Origin of the sequence: Ruegeria sp. HKCCA0235A, from assembly GCF_013033235.1 — a bacterium.
Lineage (GTDB): Bacteria > Pseudomonadota > Alphaproteobacteria > Rhodobacterales > Rhodobacteraceae > Ruegeria.
Map to the genome: position 1 here is coordinate 252,594 of NZ_WQDQ01000001.1, position 20,981 is coordinate 273,574.

Genomic DNA, 20,981 nt, shown 5'->3' on the forward strand with positions numbered 1-20,981 from the left:
GTTGCTTGTACTTATTTTGCGGGCAGCAAAACGGAGCCCTTCATGTCTTCTCGTCGTCATGTCGTTCGTGACATCTCGTATGCGCATTCCGCCGAAACCAAGGGGGGGCGGTTGGTCATCAGGCTGATGGAGAACACCACGGGACGGTTGCGTCTGATCAAACGGGCCGACGGATACGAACAAGAAGTCGCAAAGGGTCGGGATTTTTGGTCGGTCATGGTCGATCGCTATGGATTGACCTTGGATGTCGTTGGTGGCGCACTGGCGAATATCCCCAAGGAAGGTCCGCTTATCCTGATTGCAAACCATCCATATGGAATTCTGGATGGGCTGATGATGGGGCATATATTGTCCCAGACCCGTGGTGATTTCCGGATTCTCGCAAATCGCGTTTTCCGCAAGGCCGAAGACCTGAACCGTATCGTTTTGCCTGTTTCGTTTGATGAAACCAAAGAAGCGGTGAAACTGAATCTGGATACGCGGAAGACCGCATTGAATTACCTTGGCGATGGCGGCGCAATCGGGATTTTCCCTGGGGGTACGGTCAGCACCGGCGTCAATCCGTTCGCGCATCCCATGGATCCGGGTTGGCGCGGTTTCACGGCCCGAATGGTGGCCAAATCCAATGCCACCGTCGTTCCGGTGTTCTTCGACGGGCACACGTCACGTCTGTTTCAGATTGCTAGCCATATGCACAACACCCTGCGCATGGGGTTGCTGATCAAGGAATTCAAAAAACGTGTTGATACCCCGGTCAATGTGGTGATTGGCGCGCCGATCGGACGCGACATTCTGGACCCGCTGGGCAAGGATACGCGCAAGATGATGGATTTCCTGCGCAAAGCGACGTATGAGCTGTCTCCAACACCGCTGAAGTCGTATGACTATGGCTACGAGTTTGAGGAACGGCATCGCGCCTGAAGGGGCTAATGGCAGTAGGTATCTTTGATTCCGGATTGGGCGGTCTTACCGTCCTGAGCGCCGCGCAGACACGTCTGCCTGACGTTGATTTCCTGTATTACGCGGACAGCGCGCATGCCCCATACGGTGTGCGCGATGCCGAGGACATCTATCAGCTGACCCGAAAGGCCGTGCAGGACCTTTGGGATCGCGGCTGCAATCTGGTGATTCTGGCTTGCAACACCGCCAGCGCGGCGGCGCTGCGTCGGATGCAGGAAGAAGGCGTGCCCGACGGCAAAAGGGTTCTCGGTGTTTTTGTCCCATTGATCGAAGCACTGACCGAACGGCAATGGGGCGACAATTCCCCACCACGCGAAGTGGCAGTCAAGCATGTCGCCTTGTTCGCCACGCCCGCCACTGTGTCCAGCCGGGCCTTTCAGCGCGAGCTGGCGTTCCGGGCAATTGGCGTGGATGTCGAGGCGCAGGCATGTGGTGGCGTCGTGGATGCCATCGAAGACGGTGACATGATCCTTGCCGAGGCGTTGGTGCGCAGCCATGTAGAAGCCCTCAAGCGCAAGATGCCCGAACCGCAGGCCGCCATTCTGGGCTGTACGCATTACCCGCTCATGGCCGAAGCATTTCAGGCGGCATTGGGACCTGACGTGCAGGTCTACAGCCAGGGAGAGCTGGTTGCTGAAAGCCTTGCGGATTACCTGCATCGCCACCCCAACATGCTGGGTACCGGCCCGGGAGGCTTCCTGACGACGGGGAAACCCAATGTGGTGAGCGATCGGGCGACCCAGTTCCTCCGACGACAAATCACATTCGAGGCCGCCTGACTTAGGTCAAGGACGCGGCCGTTCTGCTTTCATTATTCCAAGACCGTCGCATCGGCGGTCGTAACATGTGACACACGTTGAGAAGAGGTCTGACATGACCCATAAAATCGCAATTCTGGGTGCCTCGGGCTATACCGGTGCGGAACTGGTGCGGCTGATCGCCGAACACCCGAACATGGAAATCGTCGCGCTGGCCGCCGAACGCAAGGCGGGGATGACCATGGCGCAGGTTTTCCCCCATCTGCGCCACATGAACCTGCCGGATCTGTGCAAGATTTCCGAGATCGATTTTTCCCGGATCGATCTGTGTTTTTGTGCCCTTCCGCACAAGACCAGCCAGGAAGTGATCAGTGCGCTGCCCAAGGATCTGAAGATCATCGACCTGTCTGCTGACTTCCGGCTGACTGACCCGGACGAATATGAAAAGTGGTACGGCAACCCGCATACCGCGCTCGAGCAGCAGGAAGAGGCTGTTTATGGCCTGACCGAGTTCTATCGCGACGAAATCCGGGACGCGCGGCTGGTGGCGGGCACAGGGTGCAATGCAGCAACCGGGCAATACGTTCTGCGGCCACTGATTTCTGCCGGAGTGATTGATCTGGACGATATCGTGCTGGACCTGAAATGCGCTGTGTCCGGGGCAGGGCGGTCGCTGAAGGAAAACCTGTTGCACGCCGAACTGAGCGAGGGCACCAACGCCTATGCCGTCGGCGGGACCCACAGGCATCTGGGTGAGTTCGATCAGGAGTTTTCCAAACTGGCCGGGCGTACGGTTCATGTGCAGTTCACCCCGCACCTGATCCCCGCAAACCGGGGCATTCTGGCCACGACCTACGTAAAAGGTGACCCGCTGAGCATCTATGAAACGCTTGCAAAGGCTTATGCGGATGAGCCTTTCATTCAGATGCTGCCGATGGGCGAGACACCATCGACCCACCACGTGCGCGGGTCCAACTTCTGTCATATCGGTGTTGTGGCAGACCGGATCGAACGGCGCGCGATCGTGATCGCGGCGCTGGATAACCTGACAAAAGGTAGCAGTGGCCAAGCCTTGCAGAACGCCAATCTGATGTTAGGTGAGACTGAAACCCGGGGCCTGATGATGGCACCGTTATTTCCGTGAGGACGGTATGAAAACGCTCAAGAAACGTCGCCGAGTACAAGTCATTCTGGTAGCTGTCGTTGCCTTGGTGGCATCGACTGCGTTGATTGGCTATGCCATGCGCGACGGGATCAACTTTTTCCGCTCGCCAAGCCAGGTGATTGCCGAACCACCCAAGCCGACCGAGGTCTTTCGGATTGGCGGCCTGGTCGAAGAAGGTTCAATCATCCGTGGGCAGGGCGAAACCGTACATTTTGTCGTCACCGACGGCGGCGAAAGCGTAAAGGTATCTTTCACTGGGGTTCTGCCTGATCTGTTTTCGGAAAATCAGGGCATGGTCGGCACCGGGCGTTACGTGAACGGTGTGTTTGAAGCCACTGAAATTCTTGCCAAACATGACGAAACCTATATGCCGAAAGAAGTCGTGGACGCGTTGAAAGAGCAGGGCGTGTACAAAGAGGCTGAAGAAAGCTGACCTGACCCACATTCGTGTTGAGGGCGTTGCGCGCGGGATGCGGGCAGCGCCCTCGGTCGTTCAGGCTTGTTAATTCTTTTTCGGGATCGTCAGCGCCATTCAACGAAATGAGGGCGCTATGCAAACGGTTCGGCAGATTGCCAATGAAATTGTGCGCCGGGAAGGCGGGTACGTGAATGACCCGGACGATCCGGGCGGGGCAACCAAGTTCGGTGTCACGATCCATACGATGCGCCGGCTTGGATTGGATCTGACGGGGGATGGGCTGGTTGACGTGGCGGATGTCCGAGCGCTTACTCAGCCCGAGGCGGTCGATATCTTTGTTCAGCACTACTTTGAAGAGCCACGCATCGCACTGTTGCCGGATGTTCTGCATGCCCCTGTCTTCGACATGTACGTCAATGCCGGTGCGCAAGCAGTAATAATCCTGCAACGGCTTTTGCGTGATATGGGGTTTGACTTGGTGGCAGATGGCGTGATCGGCGCGAAAACGGCGCAGGCGTGCGAAGACGCTGCCCAACCAGATCCCAACGCGTTGCGCGATGCGTATGGCGTGGCGCGGCGGAACTATTACTTTCGGCTGGCCGACAAACGACCGGCATCCAGAAAATACGCGCGCACCCGATCCGGTGGCAAAGGAGGCTGGATCAAACGGGCCGAAGAGTTTCTGTCGCCACGCTATCGTCTGACGGAAAGTGAATTCAAGGAAAGGGTTGCGGCATGGGGTTGATCTCGGGGGTATTGGCGCTGCTGTTCGGGGGCGGTCGCAACGCTGTGCGTGAGACGGTTGAAATATACCGGGAAAACGCCGAGTCCCGTGCCGAGCGCGCGACAGAGTTGCAAAGTCAGGCAATGACGCAGTTCGGCCGAGAGTTCGTGTTTCCTCAAAAAGGCCTGTTCGACCGCGTCATGGATGGCGTGAACCGGTTGCCGCGCCCGGCGTTGGCACTAGGAACGCTGGGATTGTTTGGTGCCGCGATGGTGGATCCGCTGTGGTTCGCTGAACGCATGCAGGGCATTGCGCTGGTGCCGGAACCTCTTTGGTGGTTGCTGGGCGTGATTGTCTCTTTCTATTTTGGCGCGCGCCATCAGAGCAAAATGCAGGATTTTCAGCGGGATATAGGCGCAGCCATGCAGCGCCTGCCGACGGTCATGGGGAACATAGAAACGGTGCGGGCCATGCGCAGCGACAGCCCGGGCGTCGCCGACCCAGGCCCTGATGCCAACCTGATACAGAACGCCTCGCGTCCTGATGCGAATCCAGCATTGACCGATTGGCGCAAGCTTCGGGGGCTTTGACCCGCGACACTATGTGCCCCCGGATCATGCGAAAGTTAATGGTCCCCGGTTCGGCCTCGCAGTATATTCCGGGGCATGATTACAGAGCTTGGCCACTTCGCCCTCATCCTCGCCTTTTTCGTCGCCATCGTGCAAAGCGTGGTGCCTCTGATCGGTGCGTCAAAAAACTGGACCGGCTGGATGGCTTTTGCCGAGCCTGCTGCCATCGTCCAGTTTCTGCTGACTGCATTTTCCTTCGGTGCGCTGATCTGGGCTTTCATCGTGTCGGACTTTTCGCTGCGGATCGTGGTCGAAAACAGTCATTCGGCCAAGCCGATGATCTACAAGATCAGCGGGACGTGGGGAAACCACGAAGGATCGATGCTGCTCTGGGTGCTGATTGTCACGCTGTTCGGAGCGATGGCGGCGTTCTTTGGGGGCGGGTTGCCCCCAAGCCTGAAGGCGCGTGTGCTTGCGGTTCAATCTGCCATTGCCGTGGCGTTTTTTGCTTTCATACTGTTTACCTCGAACCCGTTTGACCGGCTGGCAATTGCGCCGTTTGACGGGCGGGATTTGAACCCGTTGTTGCAGGATCCCGGTTTGGCCTTCCACCCGCCATTTCTGTATCTCGGCTACGTGGGGCTGAGCATGGCGTTCAGTTTTGCCATCGCCGCGCTGATCGAAGGGCGTATCGATGCGGCGTGGGGCCGCTGGGTTCGCCCATGGACGCTGGCCGCCTGGGTGTTTTTGACGATCGGCATCGCACTGGGGTCCTGGTGGGCCTATTACGAGCTGGGCTGGGGCGGTTTCTGGTTCTGGGATCCGGTTGAGAACGCTTCTTTCATGCCGTGGCTCCTGGCGGCAGCGCTGCTGCATTCGGCAATCGTTGTTGAAAAGCGCGAGGCGCTGAAAAGCTGGACCATCCTGCTGGCAATCATTGCCTTCGGTTTTTCGCTGATCGGAACATTCATCGTTCGTTCGGGGCTGCTGACCTCGGTTCACGCCTTTGCCAATGACCCGGAACGCGGGGTGTTCATCCTGTTCATTCTGGTGGTTTTCATCGGTGGGGCGCTGACTTTGTTTGCCGCGCGGGCGCAGGCGATGGAGGCCAAGGGTGTTTTCGGCATGGTCAGCCGCGAAAGCGCGCTGATCGTAAACAACGTCCTGCTGGCGGTCAGTTGTTTCGTGGTCTTTGTCGGTACGATGTGGCCGATGGTGGCCGAGATGATGTTTGATCGCAAACTCTCGGTCGGGGCGCCGTTTTTCAACGCTGCATTCTCTCCATTCATGGTTTTGCTGGGATTGATCCTTCCCATCGGGGCCATGTTGCCGTGGAAACGCGGGCGGATTGGAAAAACGGCCTGGTCGCTGCGCTATGCCTTTGGTCTGGCCCTGGCGATTGCCCTGCTGGTTTGGGCGATGCAGACCGGCCGCAGCGCTTTGGGGCCGGTGGGTCTGTTCCTTGGGGCGTGGATTACATTTGGCGCCATCGTTGATTTGTGGAGCCGTACGGGGCGCAACGGCAGCCTGAAACGCTTGTTCCGCCTGCCAGGTGCGGATTGGGGTAAAGCCGTCGCTCATACCGGGCTGGGTGTTACCATCTTTGCCATTGCAGGCCTGACTGCGTGGGAGGACGAGGATATTCGCGTCGCCCAACCCAACCAACCTTTCGAAGTCGGACAGTTCACGCTGACGCTGCAAGATGTCCGTCGGGTCGAGGGGCCGAACTATTTTTCGACCACGGCGGATGTTCTGGTTGAAAAGAATGGCCGCCCGATCGGGACATTGCACCCGGAAAAACGGGATTACCCCGTTGCGCGGATGCCCACGACCGAAGCGGCGATCGATTATCGTTTCCTCGGGGACCTTTACGTCGTGATCGGCGATCGACAGGCAGATGGTGGCTGGGTGATGCGAACTTATATCAAGCCGCTGGCAAACTGGATCTGGGGCGGCTGTATCCTAATGGCGCTTGGCGGTGTCCTGAGCCTGTGTGACAGGCGCTTCCGTGTGGCCGCAGGCGCAAGAAAAACCCCGGTCGGCGGAGTACCTGCGGAATGAAACGGTTTGTTCTGATTGTGATGATGCTCGCAACCCCTGTCTTTGCGGTGCAGCCCGACGAAGTGCTGGATGATCCGGTTCTGGAACAGCGGGCGCGGGATCTCAGCGCCGGGCTGCGCTGCCTTGTGTGCCGCAATGAGAGCATCGACGAAAGCAACGCGGATCTGGCGCGTGATCTGCGCGTGTTGTTGCGGGAACGGTTGGTGGCTGGGGATACGGATGAACAGGCGATCGCGTTTATCGTTGATCGGTATGGCGAATACGTACTTCTGAAACCGACTGCCAGCGGCTCGAACCTGTTTTTGTGGCTGGCCGGGCCAATCATGCTGTTGATCGCTGCCGCGGTTGGGCTGAACTTTCTCCGCACCCGGGCCAAGGCCCGTGCTTCGGTGGACTCTGTCGCGTTGAGTGAGGACGAAAAAGAACGTCTGCGTCAAATTCTTGAAGACTGACGCGTGGTTCTGCTTTTCCCGTCCCGTCCGGGCCAGTAAGTGTGCAAAAACACATGGCGCGACGGGAGGGTTTTCATGAATTACGAAACGGTTGCTCTGGAGATTGTAGACGGTCTGGCAGTTCTGACGCTGAACAGGCCGGACAAGATGAACGCGCTGACCACCCAGATGCGGGCAGAAATTACGCACGCCATGAAAGATGCAGCGGTCAAGGCGCGCTGTGTCGTCATCACCGGTGCTGGTCCCGCGTTTTGTTCGGGGCAGGATTTGGGTGATGCGTCTTCAACCGGCAAGATCGATCTGGAACGGTCGCTGCGCGATGAATACGAACCGATGTTGGAAGCGATCCACAATTGCCCGGTACCCACGATTGCCGCAGTGAACGGACCGGCGGCCGGGGCAGGCGCGAACCTTGCCCTTTGTGCCGATGTGGTGATTGCCACGGAAAGCGCCTATTTTCTTCAGGCATTTGCCCGTATCGGTCTGCTTCCCGATGCCGGGGGAACATGGTTCATGCCCCGTCAGATGGGGTTGGCCAAAGCGATGGGCGCGGCCTTGTTTGCCGACAAGATCACTGCAAAGCAGGCGGATGAATGGGGCATGATCTGGGAAACCGTGCCGGATGACGCTTTCGCCGATCATTGGCGCAAGAGGGCAGAGTATCTGGCAAAAGGACCCACGGCCGCCTATGGCGCGATCAAGCGGGCCATTCGCGGAACGTATGAAAACACCCTGCAACAGCAGCTTGCGACCGAGGCGCACCTGCAAGGCGAATGTGGCCGTTCGAGGGATTTTGCCGAAGGTGTCGTGGCCTTCATGGAAAAACGCCCTCCGAAATTCGAAGGGCGCTGATCAGGCTGACATCATGCGCGGCGGCGGCGGCGTGTGCGACGTTCCGGTGCCGCATCGTCATCCGTCCCGTCCGAGGCGGATGTGAACGGACCCAGCGCATCAGTGATCTGATCGAGCGTCGGGCGTTCACCACGCGGCGTGCTGTCCAGCGCCTCACGCATCTTGCGCAGGTGGTCGGGCATGGTTCCGCAGCACCCGCCAATGATGGTCGCGCCGGCATCCCGCGCCATGGCGGCATACTGCCCCATCAGTTCGGGCGTTCCGTCATAATGGATGTGACCATCCACGTATTTCGGAATGCCTGCGTTGCCCTTCGAGATCAGCGGGCGTTCAGTGCCTTGCGCGGCAAAGCCCAGCACGGTGCGCAGAATGTCGGACGCGCCGGTGCCGCAATTTGCACCAAAGGCGATGGGAGGATTCGGCAGGGTTTCAACCAACTGGGCCAGATCGGCCGAGGTGACACCCATCATCGTGCGTCCGGCCGTGTCAAAGCTCATTGTGCCGCACCAGGGCATGTCGGTCAGGGCAAAGGCTTCGGCGGCGGCGCGAAACTCTTCGGGGGCGCTGATGGTTTCGACCCACAGAACATCCACGCCACCTTCTTTCAGCGCTTCCGCCTGTTCGTGGAACATTTCCACGGCTTCCGCGTGCGACAGGCTGCCGACCGGTTCCATGATTTCCCCGGTTGGGCCGACCGATCCTGCAACGACGACAGGTCGTCCGGCCTTGTCGGCGATTTCGCGTCCCAGCTCGGCGCCGATGCGGTTCAACTCGCCCACGCGGTTGTGCGCGTCATGAAGTTTCAGCCGTGCCGCTGTGCCGCCGAACGTGTTGGTCAGGAACAGATCGCTGCCTGCATCAACCGACCCCTGATACAGAGCCCGGATCTTGTCCGGGGCATCCACGTTCCAGAGTTCGGGAGCGTCACCAGATTGCAGGCCCATGTTGAACAGATTCGTTCCCGTGGCACCATCGGCCAGAATGGCGTCATTGGATTCCAGAAGCTTGCTCAGCGCGTTTGTCATAGGGTTGTTCCAGGAAAAGGCGCAAAACGCCGTTAAAAAAAGAGACGCCCCGTGTCTCATGACCAAGGCGTCAAATCAAATTCATAAAACTCATGAAGATCATGAGTCGGACGCCCTAGGCTCAGTTGGTCTCGCTCAGGACCTGCGCCTTGGCTTCCGGCAGAAGCTCGGCCATTTTTGCGCGGATTTCCTCGTCCGAGGACAGGTTGCCCAGATCGCCCGAAACCTTGCGAACGACATCTTCGTGCCCGGCTTCCTCGAAGTCGGAAATCACGACCGTCTTTGCATATTCTTCGGCGTCGGCACCGGATTTACCCAGTTTTTCAGCAGCCCACAGACCCAAAAGCTTGTTGCAGCGGGCTTGTGCCTTGAACTGCATCTCTTCGTCATGGGCAAATTTGGCTTCAAAGGCGTTTTCGCGTTCGTCGAACGTCGTCATAGGGCAAGGACCTCTTGGGTTATGTCTTCTTTCCTGATGATATGACTATACGACGTCCCATGCGCAAGGGATTTGCGCTGCGTCAAAGCCTCTCGGGTACATGAACTTGCGGGAAATGGGTGCTTGGACTATGAGGACGCCAACGTGAGGGGACTCAATCCCTCTGTGCAGAGTGGAAAGGTCGCTTATGGCGCGTCGCAAGAAAATCTACGAAGGCAAGGCCAAGATTCTGTACGAAGGCCCCGAACCGGGAACGATCGTCCAGTATTTCAAGGATGACGCCACCGCCTTCAACGCGGAAAAGAAGGACGTGATCGACGGCAAGGGTGTGCTCAACAACCGCCTGTCGGAATTCTTCATGACCGGCCTGACCCAGATTGGCATTCCGAACCACTTCATTCGCCGCCTGAACATGCGTGAACAGCTGGTTCGCAACTGCGAAATCGTTCCGCTGGAAGTGATCGTGCGCAACTATGCCGCCGGATCGATGTCCAAGCGCCTGGGCATTGCAGAGGGCACGCAACTGCCGCGCCCGATCGTCGAGTACTGCTATAAGGACGATTCGCTGGGTGATCCGTTGGTCACCGAAGAACACATCGCCGCGTTTGGCTGGGCCAGCCAGCAGGACATGGACGATATCCTCAGCCTTGCCTTGCGCGTGAACGATTTCATGAGCGGTGTGATGCTGGCGGTGGGCATTCGTCTGGTCGACTTCAAGATCGAGATCGGCCGCGTGTTTGAAGGCGATTATCAGCGCCTGATCGTTGCTGACGAAATCAGCCCCGACAGCTGCCGCCTGTGGGATATCGAAACCGGTCAGAAGCTGGACAAGGACGTGTTCCGCCGTGATTTGGGCAGTTTGACCGACGCCTATTCCGAAGTTGCACGCCGACTGGGTGTCCTGCCCAGCAACAATGTCACCAAGCCGACGCTGATCAACTAGGAACGGCCGGACCACAAGTTTGCCAAAGCGCCGCAACCGTGTATGCGGCGCTTTTTCGTTCGCGGTTGAAATTGACAGTTTCTCGTTTCCCCAGCATGTTTGCCTCGGGCAGGCACAAAAGGTTCAGGATGGGTGTCAAATGGCGGAACTGTTTGATCAGACAGTGTTTCTGAAGTTTCTGGCCGCCGTGCTTGCAATCTTCAATCCGCTTTACAACATCCCGATTTTTCTGAGCATGACGAAAAACTGCACCGCGGCAGAACGGCGGCATGTTGCGGTTGTTGTCATGATCTCGGTTACGGTTATTGCGCTGACCGCTGTCGTGATCGGGGAAGAGGTGCTTGGGGTTTTTGGCATTGATGTGCCGGCTTTCCGGATTGCCGGAGGGATCATCATCTTCGGAATCGGGATGTCGATGTTGAAGGCCGAGGACCGGCCGCCGGGCGATCAGGCCGCGATGGATGACGGGCACGAGCGGAAACTGAATTTTGCGGTCGTACCGCTGGCGATACCTTTGACCATCGGGCCGGGCACGATCGCCATCACGATCGTTTTTTCGCACCAACTGTCAAGCGGCGCCGAAATCGTGACGCTGGGTTCGGCGATCCTGATTGCCTGCGCGATCGTGGGGCTGGGATTGTTGTTCGCAGATCAGATCTCGCGCCTGTTGGGTGAGACAATGATCAACGTCCTGACCCGGATCATGGCCATCCTGCTGGTCGCCGTCGCGGTCGAGATGGTTCTGACTGGCACGTTCCATGCAATTGACGCGCATTACCCGGGATTGGCCAAAGAAGGCGGATAGTTGGATTGCTGCGGCAAACTGCTTTGCAAACAGGGTTGTCGAAAGCCATTTGGCGCGCTATCCCCCGCGCAACGAAATGGGCCTCGGATTGCGGCCCGCAGGTGGAGTTGCCAAAATGAAAGCACGGGTTCATGTGATGCTCAAGAACGGGGTGCTGGACCCGCAGGGCGAAGCGGTTCGGCACGCATTGGGCGCAATGGGCTTTGATCAGGTCGAAGGTGTGCGTCAGGGCAAGGTGATCGACCTTGAACTGGCCGACGGCGCGACCGAAGCAGATGTGACCGAGATGTGCGAAAAGCTTTTGGCCAACACTGTTATCGAACGCTACGAGATCGAACTGGTCTGATGGAATGCGGGCCGCGCGTCTGATCACCTACCGTCAGCCGCTTGAGGTAATGACGATCCCGGATCCCGCACCGGCGGCAGACGGCGTGGTCGTGCGGGTGCTGGCCTGCGGCGTGTGCCGGTCTGACTGGCACGCGTGGTCTGGTTCGGACCCGGACGTCATCCTGCCCATGACGCCAGGGCACGAGTATTGCGGCGAGGTGGTTTCCGTCGGCGCGCGCGTCACCCGGTGGCGTGTCGGGGATCGGGTGATTGCGCCTTTCATTCTGGCCTGTGGCCGGTGTCCGGATTGTGCGCAGGGTCATCAGACGATCTGCGCGGATCAGGTTGTGCCGGGGTTCACCTGTGACGGCGCTTTTGCGGAATATGTCGCGGTGGCCCATGCTGACGCGAACCTGACATCCTTGCCGGACAGCATCGCGCCGGACATCGCGGCCGCGTTGGGTTGCCGCGTGACGACAGCGTGGCAGGCATTGGTCGGCCGGGCACAGGTTCAGGGCGGTGAATGGATTGCCGTCTTCGGCGGTGGCGGTGTCGGGATTTCCACTTTGCTGCTGGGCAAGGCGCTTGGCGCACGTGTGGTAATTGTCGATATCACGGATGACAAACTGAACTATGCCAAGGCTCTGGGCGCAGATGCGGTGGTCAATGCGGCAACCTGCGACGCGCCGCAGGCGGTGAAGGAAATCACTGGTGGCGGCGCCCATGTTGCGATCGAGGCGCTTGGCGTCGAAGCAACGACCGTTTCCGCGATGCGTTCCCTGCGCAAAATGGGGCGCATGGTGCAGATCGGGATGCCTGCTGGAGATCACACCCAGATGGCGTTGCCGATGGATGTGCTTTACTCTGGCCAGCTTTCCGTCTTTGGCACACGCGGAATGCCAAGCTGGCGCTATCCGTCTTTGTTGTCGCTGATCGCGGGCGGTGGAATTGACCTGAGCCCGTTGGTCACGCGAAAAATATCTCTCAACCAGGTGAGCGCCGAGCTTGCCGCCTTTGACCATCCAACTCCTCCGGGCGTTGCGGTCGTCACCGATTTTGTCTCGTAGGAGGGCCCGCCATGCGCGCAGCCGTAATCGTTTTCCCCGGATCAAACTGTGACCGAGACCTCGCGGTCGCCTTTGAGCAGGCCGGTTTTCAGGTCGACATGGTCTGGCACAAAGATGCAGCGCTGCCGGACGGTATTGATATCGTGGGCGTTCCGGGCGGGTTTTCTTACGGTGACTATCTGCGGTGCGGTGCAATCGCTGCGCAGTCGCCGATCTGCAAGGCCGTGGTCAACCACACCGAACGCGGCGGTTATGCGGTCGGGATCTGCAACGGATTTCAGGTTCTGACGGAAACAGGTATCCTGCCGGGGGCGCTGCTGCGCAATGCCGGGCTGAAATACATCTGCAAGACTGTGGGCCTGAAAGTTGAAACCAGCGACAGCGTCTTTACCGGTGGCTATAACGCAGGCGACGTGATCGGTATTCCGATCGCTCATCACGACGGCAACTATTTCGCGGATGACGCGATGCTGGCGGCGCTGAGAGATCAGGACAGGATCGCATTCACCTATACCGAGAACCCCAACGGCTCGGTCGGTGATATCGCGGGGATCCTTTCCGAAAACCGTCGTGTTCTGGGTATGATGCCGCATCCCGAGCGCGCGGCCGATCAAGGGCATGGCGGCACTGACGGGGCGGCGCTGTTCCGCGCATTGTCAGGTGTGTTTGAAGCAGCGTGACTTGAGGTCGCGCGCGCCCGCGCGTAACGTCTGATCATGAACTCGGACGTGCGATCAGGCTGGTCAAAGCTGCTGAAACCCTTTCGCGGCGCCCCGTTGGGGTGGCGGCTGCGGCTGGCTGTTATTGTATTGATGGTGGCAACAATCGCAACGGTTTGGATCACCAACCGCTTGTTGACCGACAGGTTCACCGAATCCACCCGCAACCGGGCCGAGCTGCGCCTTGCGCTGTATTCCGGCAATTTGCTGAGCGAACTGCGCCGCAACTCGATCGTGCCCCAGTTGCTGGCGCGGGACCCGACACTGATTTCGGCGCTGCAATCCAGGGACTATTCGTTGTCGACGCAGCGTTTGATTTCGTTCGTGGAGGAAATCGGTGCGGCGTCGTTGATGCTGTTGGATGGTGACGGGCGAACGGTTGCGGCGACGGATCGGAACAGACTGGGCGAGGCGCACAGGAATATTCCGTATTTTGTGGACGCGATCCGGTCAAATGCGACGATCTTTTCCGTTATTCCCAAGGAATCCGGCGGATACAGCTTTGTCTATTCGCGCCGGCTTGAAAACAGCGCGGAAATACTGGGCGTGATCGTTGTCGAAGTTGATCTGCAAAAGTTTGAACAGGCATGGGCTGGTATTTCGGATGCGGTGATGGTCACTGACAGTACCGGAACCATCATTCTGTCCACCGAACCGCGCTGGCGGGGTCTGGATGAGGGGGCGGCCCTGCTGCGTCAACCGCCGCAAGGGGCGATCCAGCGGGCCATTCGGGCGACGACCGATTGGACCGCTTTGCCACCTGACGCCTACCTGCAAGGCGAGGCCGTGATGCGTCTGGAGACGCGCATCCCGTTCCGCGGCTGGCAAATGACTTCATTCACGACCTATGCCTCGATCCGCGAGAAAGTGAACAGCGTGCTGGCGCTCGAGATCATGGGCTTTGCGATTCTTCTGGCGCTGGCGTTCTACGCGTTGAGCCGACGCGCGACGCTGCGCATGACCCTGTTTCAGCGCGAGTCGGCAGAGCTTCGCGCATTGAACGCTAGGCTACAGCGGGAAATCGCTGAACGCGAACGGGTTGAAAAGACGTTGGATTTGGCGGAACAGACCCTTGCCCAAAGCTCGAAACTTGCAGCTCTGGGTGAGATGTCAGCGGCGGTCAGTCACGAGCTGAATCAACCTCTGGCTGCAATGAAAACCTATCTGGCCGGCGCCCGTCTGCTGTTGCGTCGAAACCGGCCGGAAGAGGCATTGGCCAGCTTTGGCCGGATCGATGGCCTGATCGAGCGGATGGGCGCGATTACGCGGCAGCTCAAATCTTACGCTCGCAAGGGGGCAGATGCGTTTTCACCCGTAAATCTTGGCGAAGCGCTGGCCTCGGCCTTGTCGATGATGGAGCCACAGCTGCGTCAGCGCCATGTGAAGATCACCCAGATCCTGCCGGAAGAACCGGTGGTGGTGATGGGGGATCGGATGCGGATCGAGCAGGTGATGGTCAACCTCTTGCGCAATGCGCTGGACGCCACCAAATCAGTGGCAGAGCCGGATGTGGAAATCATTCTGGCGGCGGGTGACACGGCTGTCCTGACGGTACGCGACAACGGGCATGGGATCGAGGATATCGAGAACCTGTTCGAGCCGTTCTACACCACCAAACAGCCCGGAGACGGGGTGGGCCTGGGGCTTGCCATCTCGTCGGGGATCGTGAACGACCATGGGGGACGGCTGACTGCGCGCAACGGCCAATACGGTGGCGCGGTGTTTGAAATGCAGTTGCCAGCACTGGGAAGCGACGGCCTTGAGGCCGCGGAATAACGAGGAATGACTATGGCACAGGCCATGAAAATCGCCATTGTGGATGACGAACAGGACATGCGCCAATCGATCAGCCAATGGCTTGCTTTGTCCGGATATGACACGGAAACCTTTGCCAGCGCCGAGGACGCGCTCAAGGTTCTGGGGCCGGATTATCCGGGAATCGTGATCTCGGACATCAAGATGCCGGGAATGGACGGCATTCAGCTTCTGAAAAAGTTGATGGGGGCCGACAGCACCTTGCCGGTGATCATGATCACCGGGCACGGCGACGTGCCGATGGCGGTTGAAGCGATGCGCGTTGGCGCGTTCGACTTCCTTGAAAAACCGTTCAACCCCGACAAGATGTCCGAACTGGCCAAACGCGCCAGCAATGCGCGCCGTCTGACTCTGGACAACCGTGCCCTGCGGCGCGAGCTGTCCGGCGGCACCCAGATCATGAACAAGCTGATCGGTGCCAGCCCGGTCATGGAGCGGCTGCGTGAGGATATTCTGGATCTCGGCCAGGCTGACGGCCATGTGTTGATCGACGGTGAAACCGGTACCGGGAAAACGCTTGTGGCTCACGCGCTTCATGCCGTTGGCAGCCGTGCCGGCAAGAAGTTTGTTCTGGTGTCCTGCGCCGCGCTTGAAGAAGACGCACTGGCCAAGCGCCTGTTTGGCCCCATGATGCCCGAAGATGCGCAACTGCCCGCCATCGAAGAGGCGCGTGGCGGCACGCTGGTTCTGGAAGATGTGGAAGCGTTGAACGATACGTTGCAGGCCAAGCTGCTGAGCGTGATGAACGAGCAGGGCACACCTGCGGAGACCCGGATCGTTGCCATCTCGAACCTGCAGGAGGCGGGCAAGACGTCGGAAGACGTGCTGCGCCCGGACCTGTTCTATCGCCTGGCCGCGCTGCGCATCACTATGCCGCCGTTGCGGCAGCGGGGCGAAGATATCCTGACCCTGTTTACCCGTCTCAGTGAGCAGTTTGCCGAAGAATACGGTTGCGATGCCCCCCAGGTGAGCGCGCAGGAAGCTGCGCAATTGTTGCAGGCGCCATGGCCCGGCAATGTGCGCCAGTTGATCAATATTGCTGAACGGGCGGTGCTGCAATCGCGCCGTGGCTCGGGCACCATCGCGTCTCTGTTGATGTCCGATCACGAAGAGATGCAGCCGGTGATGACCACCGAGGGCAAGCCGCTGAAGGAATATGTCGAAGCTTTCGAACGAATGCTGATTGATAATACGATGCGCAGGCACAAAGGCTCTATCGCGTCAGTCATGGACGAGCTTTGCCTTCCTCGCCGGACGCTGAACGAGAAGATGGCCAAATACGGCCTTCAGCGTTCGGACTATCTGTAAGCGATGCGATTTGGGGGCTCTGCCCCCGTCGCCTATGGCGCCTCCCCCGGGATATTTTTGGCCAGATGAAGGGGATCCGTTGCGCTGGTTGGTGGCGGAGTGCAGTTTGCCCATTGTCTTTTCCACAGGGTTGCTTTTATTGTGTCGGAACGGGCCGGGCGATTTTGACGCCTGCAAGTCCCGAATCTTTGAGTTTCGCTGCTGATCCGTTGGTGAGGGTCAAGACCTCGCGGTTCAGCAGACCGATTATGCCCCTCAAGGGGCAGTGGAGTACCTGAGCCCGGGATCACTGGGCGAAAGGAATAAATGGGCAGGCTGCGTTCAGACGCGCCTGTCGGAGAAGAACCGCGATGACGCGCGCGCAACGATTGAGAGAACGGGCAGGGGGCCACAGCGCCAGACCCTGCCGCGCGCCGTCTGATATCGCCCTGACAAGACACCTCCCCAAAAGCGCCTGTCCGCCTGGACAGGTCAGGACAACGCGTTTGGCGCGGTGCACCAAGGACAAATGGCTAAGAAAATGCTTATCGATGCCACCCACGCGGAGGAAACCCGCGTCGTGGTGGTTGACGGAAACAAGGTCGAGGAGTTCGATTTTGAATCCGAAAACAAACGCCAGCTTGCCGGCAACATCTATCTTGCAAAAGTAACGCGGGTTGAGCCGTCGCTTCAGGCGGCCTTTGTGGATTATGGCGGGAACCGGCATGGCTTTCTGGCATTCTCTGAAATTCACCCGGATTATTACCAGATCCCCGTCGCCGACCGTGAGGCGTTGATGGAGGAAGAGCGCGCCTATGCCGAGGCCATGAAGGCGCGGGATGAGGCTGAGGAGGCCAAATCCAAGAAGCGGCGGACCCGGTCTCGCGCGAAGGCCGCTGACGTGAAATCGGATGATCCGGTTGAAACGATGGAGGTTTCGACCGAACCAACCGGCATGGAAACCATCGATCTGGACGAGGGTGAAGAAGCAGGCGTTGAGGTTCCGGAAGGAACGTCGCCGATGGAAGTCGTCGCTGAAACTCCGGTAGAGGAGCCGGTTGACGATGACGCGCCGGCCACTGAAGAAGCAACCGAAACCGCATCGGATGAGGCAGCACTAGACGACGTTGCCGAGGAAGCCACTGAACAGGCTGTCGTGGTGTCGGACGACGACGCGGAGGATCAGGCCGAAGAGCCAGTGGAAGCCGTTGAAGACATTCAATCGGAAGGGCATGAAGCCCAATCCGAGCCGGAGCAAGCAGAAGAACCTGTTGAAGCTGCGGATGATGAACAAGACCCTGATGAGGACGTTGACGAAACCAAAAGCACAGACGCTGCATCAAAAGACGCATCGATTGAATCGGTTGCTGATGATGATGACAGCGAAGACATTCGTCCGCCGCGCAAACCGCGCCCGCGTCGTTACAAGATTCAGGAAGTCATCAAAGTACGTCAGGTCCTTCTGGTGCAGGTTGTCAAGGAAGAGCGCGGAAACAAGGGTGCTGCGCTGACCACCTATCTTTCGCTGGCAGGACGGTATTGCGTTCTGATGCCCAATACCGCACGTGGTGGTGGCATCAGCCGCAAGATTACCAACGCGGCGGACAGGAAAAAGCTGAAAGAAATCGCAACGGATATCGATGTTCCGACCGGGGCAGGTTTGATCATTCGAACTGCCGGGGCCAAGCGAACCAAATCCGAGATCAAGCGCGACTATGAATACCTCCAGCGTTTGTGGGAGCAGATCCGGGCGCTGACACTGGAATCCATCGCGCCGGCAAAAATCTATGAAGAAGGTGATCTGATCAAACGGTCGATCCGAGATCTTTACAACCGTGATATCGACGAGGTCTTGGTCGAAGGCGAGGGCGGGTACCGCATCGCCAAGGACTTCATGAAGATGATCATGCCGTCGCACGCCAAAAACGTGAAACGGTACGAAGATGCGCTGCCTCTGTTCGCGCGCTATCAGGTGGAAAGCTATCTGGCCGGGATGTTCAATCCTACCGTACAGCTGAAATCCGGTGGCTATATCGTGATCGGCGTGACGGAAGCACTGGTGGCGATCGACGTGAACTCGGGCCGGGCCACCAAGGAAGGTTCGATCGAGGAAACCGCTCTCAAGACCAACCTCGAGGCCGCTGAAGAGGTTGCGCGTCAGCTGCGCCTGCGCGATCTCGCCGGTCTGATCGTCATCGACTTTATCGACATGGACGAGCGCAAGAACAACTCGGCTGTCGAAAAGCGTTTGAAAGACAAACTGAAAACGGACCGCGCCCGCATTCAGGTTGGTCGTATTTCGGGTTTTGGTCTGCTGGAGATGAGCCGTCAGCGTCTGCGCCCCGGCATGATCGAGGCAACGACACAGCCGTGCCCGGCCTGTCACGGCACCGGTCTGATCCGCTCGGACGACAACATGGCCTTGTCGATCCTGCGTCAGATCGAAGAAGAAGGCACCCGCCGCCGTTCGCGCGAAGTCCTGGTGCGCTGCCCTGTCAGCATCGCCAACTTCCTGATGAACCAGAAGCGAGAGCATATTGCGCAGATCGAGGCGCGTTATGGGCTTTCGGTGAGGATCGAAGGGGATATCCATTTGGTCAGCCCGGACTTCTCGATGGAGAAGTTCAAGACGGCCAGCCGGATTGTTCCCGAGGCCACGGCGCCTGTTGTTTCTGTCGATGCGTCGCTGATGGATCTTGTCGATTCATCGGACGCGGAAGAGACCGAAGAGGAAATCGCTCAGACCGAAGAAGAGGCAAAGCCCAAGCGCAAGCGCCGTCGTCGTCGTCGCAAGAAAGGTTCGGGCAATGGCGACACGCCAGAGCAGGCCGCGGAAGAGGGTGACGCGCCAGCACAGGAAGACGCAGAGAGCGATACGCCTGACGTCGAAAACGCTGAGCCGGCTGAAGCTGAGGCTTCGGAGGAAGAAAAGCCGGCAAAGCCCAAGCGCAAACGCGCCCCGCGCCGTCGCAAGAAAGATGCGGTTGCCGAAGAAGTTGCGGATCAGCCTGAAGAGCCATCCGCCACGACGGCCGACGCTGCAACGGAAGAGCCGGCAACCGAGGAAACCGGCGAGAGCATCGCGGGCGAAAGCGCAGAGATCGTGGCAGAGCCGGTTGAGGAGGCCGCTGAACCAGCCGAAGCCCAGGCTGACGCTCCGCCGTCGGAAGAGCAACCTGCAAACGGTGTGGATGCGGCACAAGCGGTTGAAGAAGCGGATGAGGCGGAAAAGCCATCTGCGGAAGCTGTAAAAGCCTCTGACGTTGCAGAAGCCGAAGATCCTGCCGAAGACTGGCCAGCAGAAGCAACGCCCGAGCCGGTGCTTGAAAGCGTGGCGGAAGAGCCTGAACCCGTACCCGCCAAGCCCAAACGACGCGGTTGGTGGTCGCTGGGAAGTTAATGAAAAAGGCGGGCTGATCGGCCCGCCTTTTTTGACCTGCAACGAAGGTCAGCTGGATTTTTGGATCAGATAGATCTGATGTGCGCCGTCAGTGTCCTGCGAAAGCAGTGTATGCCCGGCCTCGGCACAGAAATGCGGAACATCCACGATGGCCGCAGGATCATCGGCCAGCACCCGCAGAACGGCACCCTCCGGCATGGATTTCAGTCGTTTGCGGGCTTTCAGGACGGGCAAGGGGCACAACAGGCCCAAAGCGTCCAGGGTATCTGTAATCTCTGACATGATTTTCGGGATAGGGCGCAGTTGTAATATTGTCCAGATTCCGAGCACGAGGATGTGACTGTTTGGCCCCGTGACGGATCGCTCTTCATCACATATGTGCAGAAACATGTTCGGAATCGAAATCATAGACGCGGGACTGCTGCCCGCCATGTTCGTCGCGCTGCTGGGTGGCCTGATCAGCTTTCTGTCGCCTTGCGTATTGCCAATCGTACCGCCTTATCTGGCGTATATGAGCGGCGTTACCATACATGAGATGCAGGACGAGGCCCGCGCGCGGCGCAAGGCGACCATGTCGGCGCTGTTCTTTGTCATGGGCCTGTCGACCGTGTTTCTGCTGCTTGGCTTTACCGCATCGGCCTTTGGCGCGTTTGTGCTGCAAAACCAGGTGCTGTTCGCCAAGTTGTCCGGTGCCGTTGTCATCGTCTTTGGCCTTCACTTTCTGAATGTCTTCCGGATTCCTTTTCTGGATCGCGAAGCACGGATTGAAACCGGTGATTCCGGTGGGTCGGTCTTTGGCGCTTACATCCTTGGCCTAGCTTTTGCATTCGGCTGGACCCCGTGCATTGGGCCTCAACTGGGTGCGATCCTGTCACTGGCGGCGAACGAAGCGTCTGTCGCGCGTGGCACGTTTCTGCTGGGGGTTTACGCTGCGGGTTTGGGTATTCCGTTTTTGTTGGCAGCTATGTTCCTGAATCGCTCCATGACCGTGATGAACCGGATCAAACCGTATATGGGCACGATCGAAAAGATCATGGGCGGGCTGTTGCTGTTTGTGGGCATCATGCTGATAACCGGGCTTTTCACCCGTTTCAGCTGGTGGTTGCTGGAGACTTTTCCGGCGCTGGCAAATTTCGGGTGATCAACTGACCCTCTTACCTTGGCTTCAAGCCTGCGTTAACCTGCGCATCAGAAG

The 20,981-nt window shown here is 58.7% G+C and carries 21 protein-coding genes; 18 read left to right on the top strand and 3 right to left on the bottom strand.

Features of this window, described 5'->3' with window-relative positions; all coding sequences use genetic code 11:
* Nucleotides 1-42 precede the first annotated feature (42 nt).
* The 9 genes from GOW56_RS01205 to GOW56_RS01245 all read left to right on the top strand — a co-directional run bounded on the left by GOW56_RS01205 (nucleotide 43) and on the right by GOW56_RS01245 (nucleotide 7,959).
* Nucleotides 43-921: a lysophospholipid acyltransferase family protein gene (locus GOW56_RS01205; protein ID WP_171204705.1), complete on the top strand. Its 879-nt coding sequence runs from the start codon at nucleotides 43-45 to the stop codon at nucleotides 919-921.
* A gap of 8 nt (nucleotides 922-929) precedes the next feature.
* Nucleotides 930-1,739 (top strand): glutamate racemase, encoded by an 810-nt coding sequence (locus tag GOW56_RS01210; protein WP_170344434.1) that lies wholly within the window; start codon nucleotides 930-932, stop codon nucleotides 1,737-1,739.
* Between the two features lie 94 nt (nucleotides 1,740-1,833).
* A complete protein-coding gene (argC, locus tag GOW56_RS01215; protein ID WP_171204706.1) occupies nucleotides 1,834-2,862 on the top strand; it encodes an N-acetyl-gamma-glutamyl-phosphate reductase in 1,029 nt (342 codons plus the stop codon).
* 7 nt (nucleotides 2,863-2,869) lie between these two features.
* Nucleotides 2,870-3,316: a cytochrome c maturation protein CcmE gene (gene ccmE / locus GOW56_RS01220; RefSeq protein WP_171116077.1), complete on the top strand. Its 447-nt coding sequence runs from the start codon at nucleotides 2,870-2,872 to the stop codon at nucleotides 3,314-3,316.
* A gap of 118 nt (nucleotides 3,317-3,434) precedes the next feature.
* Nucleotides 3,435-4,046 carry a holin-associated N-acetylmuramidase gene (locus GOW56_RS01225; protein ID WP_171204707.1) on the top strand — a complete coding sequence of 204 codons (612 nt, stop codon included), beginning with the start codon at nucleotides 3,435-3,437 and terminating at the stop codon, nucleotides 4,044-4,046.
* Entirely contained in the window at nucleotides 4,037-4,615 is a 579-nt protein-coding gene (locus GOW56_RS01230; protein ID WP_171204708.1) for a holin family protein, read from the top strand. The genes GOW56_RS01225 and GOW56_RS01230 overlap by 10 nt, the downstream gene beginning before the upstream one ends.
* A gap of 75 nt (nucleotides 4,616-4,690) precedes the next feature.
* On the top strand, nucleotides 4,691-6,655 hold the full coding sequence (locus GOW56_RS01235; RefSeq protein WP_171204709.1) for a heme lyase CcmF/NrfE family subunit: 1,965 nt from the start codon (nucleotides 4,691-4,693) through the stop codon (nucleotides 6,653-6,655).
* Nucleotides 6,652-7,107 (top strand): cytochrome c-type biogenesis protein, encoded by a 456-nt coding sequence (locus GOW56_RS01240; RefSeq protein WP_171204710.1) that lies wholly within the window; start codon nucleotides 6,652-6,654, stop codon nucleotides 7,105-7,107. Before GOW56_RS01235 ends, GOW56_RS01240 begins: the two co-directional genes overlap by 4 nt.
* Before the next feature lie 75 nt (nucleotides 7,108-7,182).
* Nucleotides 7,183-7,959, top strand: coding sequence for an enoyl-CoA hydratase-related protein (locus GOW56_RS01245; RefSeq protein WP_171204711.1), 777 nt, complete (start codon nucleotides 7,183-7,185; stop codon nucleotides 7,957-7,959).
* 11 nt (nucleotides 7,960-7,970) lie between these two features.
* Here GOW56_RS01245 and bmt read toward each other — a convergent pair whose 3' ends face one another.
* Both bmt and GOW56_RS01255 read right to left on the bottom strand, forming a co-directional pair.
* On the bottom strand, nucleotides 7,971-8,984 hold the full coding sequence (gene bmt, locus GOW56_RS01250; protein ID WP_171204712.1) for a betaine--homocysteine S-methyltransferase: 1,014 nt from the start codon (nucleotides 8,982-8,984) through the stop codon (nucleotides 7,971-7,973).
* Nucleotides 8,985-9,105: 121 nt separating this feature from the next.
* Nucleotides 9,106-9,423, bottom strand: a complete 318-nt coding sequence (locus tag GOW56_RS01255; RefSeq protein ID WP_152457893.1) for a DUF1476 domain-containing protein — start codon at nucleotides 9,421-9,423, stop codon at nucleotides 9,106-9,108.
* 187 nt (nucleotides 9,424-9,610) lie between these two features.
* Here GOW56_RS01255 and purC point away from each other — a divergent pair, with 187 nt between their 5' ends.
* From purC to GOW56_RS01295, 8 genes are all read left to right on the top strand, one after another.
* Nucleotides 9,611-10,366, top strand: coding sequence for a phosphoribosylaminoimidazolesuccinocarboxamide synthase (gene purC / locus GOW56_RS01260; RefSeq protein WP_117869044.1), 756 nt, complete (start codon nucleotides 9,611-9,613; stop codon nucleotides 10,364-10,366).
* A 139-nt stretch (nucleotides 10,367-10,505) separates the two neighbouring features.
* Nucleotides 10,506-11,171: a MarC family protein gene (locus GOW56_RS01265; RefSeq protein ID WP_171116063.1), complete on the top strand. Its 666-nt coding sequence runs from the start codon at nucleotides 10,506-10,508 to the stop codon at nucleotides 11,169-11,171.
* A gap of 115 nt (nucleotides 11,172-11,286) precedes the next feature.
* The gene (gene purS, locus GOW56_RS01270; protein ID WP_117872765.1) at nucleotides 11,287-11,517 is read left to right on the top strand and encodes a phosphoribosylformylglycinamidine synthase subunit PurS; all 231 of its coding nucleotides are present in this window, start codon (nucleotides 11,287-11,289) and stop codon (nucleotides 11,515-11,517) included.
* Between the two features lie 4 nt (nucleotides 11,518-11,521).
* Nucleotides 11,522-12,565 carry a zinc-dependent alcohol dehydrogenase family protein gene (locus GOW56_RS01275; RefSeq protein ID WP_171204713.1) on the top strand — a complete coding sequence of 348 codons (1,044 nt, stop codon included), beginning with the start codon at nucleotides 11,522-11,524 and terminating at the stop codon, nucleotides 12,563-12,565.
* Between the two features lie 11 nt (nucleotides 12,566-12,576).
* Entirely contained in the window at nucleotides 12,577-13,245 is a 669-nt protein-coding gene (gene purQ, locus GOW56_RS01280) for a phosphoribosylformylglycinamidine synthase subunit PurQ (protein ID WP_171204714.1), read from the top strand.
* A gap of 132 nt (nucleotides 13,246-13,377) precedes the next feature.
* Nucleotides 13,378-15,060, top strand: coding sequence for an ATP-binding protein (locus tag GOW56_RS01285; RefSeq protein ID WP_371807735.1), 1,683 nt, complete (start codon nucleotides 13,378-13,380; stop codon nucleotides 15,058-15,060).
* 12 nt (nucleotides 15,061-15,072) lie between these two features.
* Nucleotides 15,073-16,407 carry a sigma-54 dependent transcriptional regulator gene (locus tag GOW56_RS01290; RefSeq protein WP_171204715.1) on the top strand — a complete coding sequence of 445 codons (1,335 nt, stop codon included), beginning with the start codon at nucleotides 15,073-15,075 and terminating at the stop codon, nucleotides 16,405-16,407.
* A gap of 508 nt (nucleotides 16,408-16,915) precedes the next feature.
* Nucleotides 16,916-19,786, top strand: coding sequence for a ribonuclease E/G (locus GOW56_RS01295; protein ID WP_171204716.1), 2,871 nt, complete (start codon nucleotides 16,916-16,918; stop codon nucleotides 19,784-19,786).
* Between the two features lie 48 nt (nucleotides 19,787-19,834).
* On the opposite strand, the gene GOW56_RS01300 is transcribed toward GOW56_RS01295, so the two are convergent.
* Nucleotides 19,835-20,068: a sulfurtransferase TusA family protein gene (locus GOW56_RS01300; protein ID WP_152457900.1), complete on the bottom strand. Its 234-nt coding sequence runs from the start codon at nucleotides 20,066-20,068 to the stop codon at nucleotides 19,835-19,837.
* 106 nt (nucleotides 20,069-20,174) lie between these two features.
* On the opposite strand from GOW56_RS01300, the gene GOW56_RS01305 reads away from it, so the two are divergent.
* Entirely contained in the window at nucleotides 20,175-20,927 is a 753-nt protein-coding gene (locus tag GOW56_RS01305; protein ID WP_152457901.1) for a cytochrome c biogenesis CcdA family protein, read from the top strand.
* Nucleotides 20,928-20,981 lie beyond the last annotated feature (54 nt).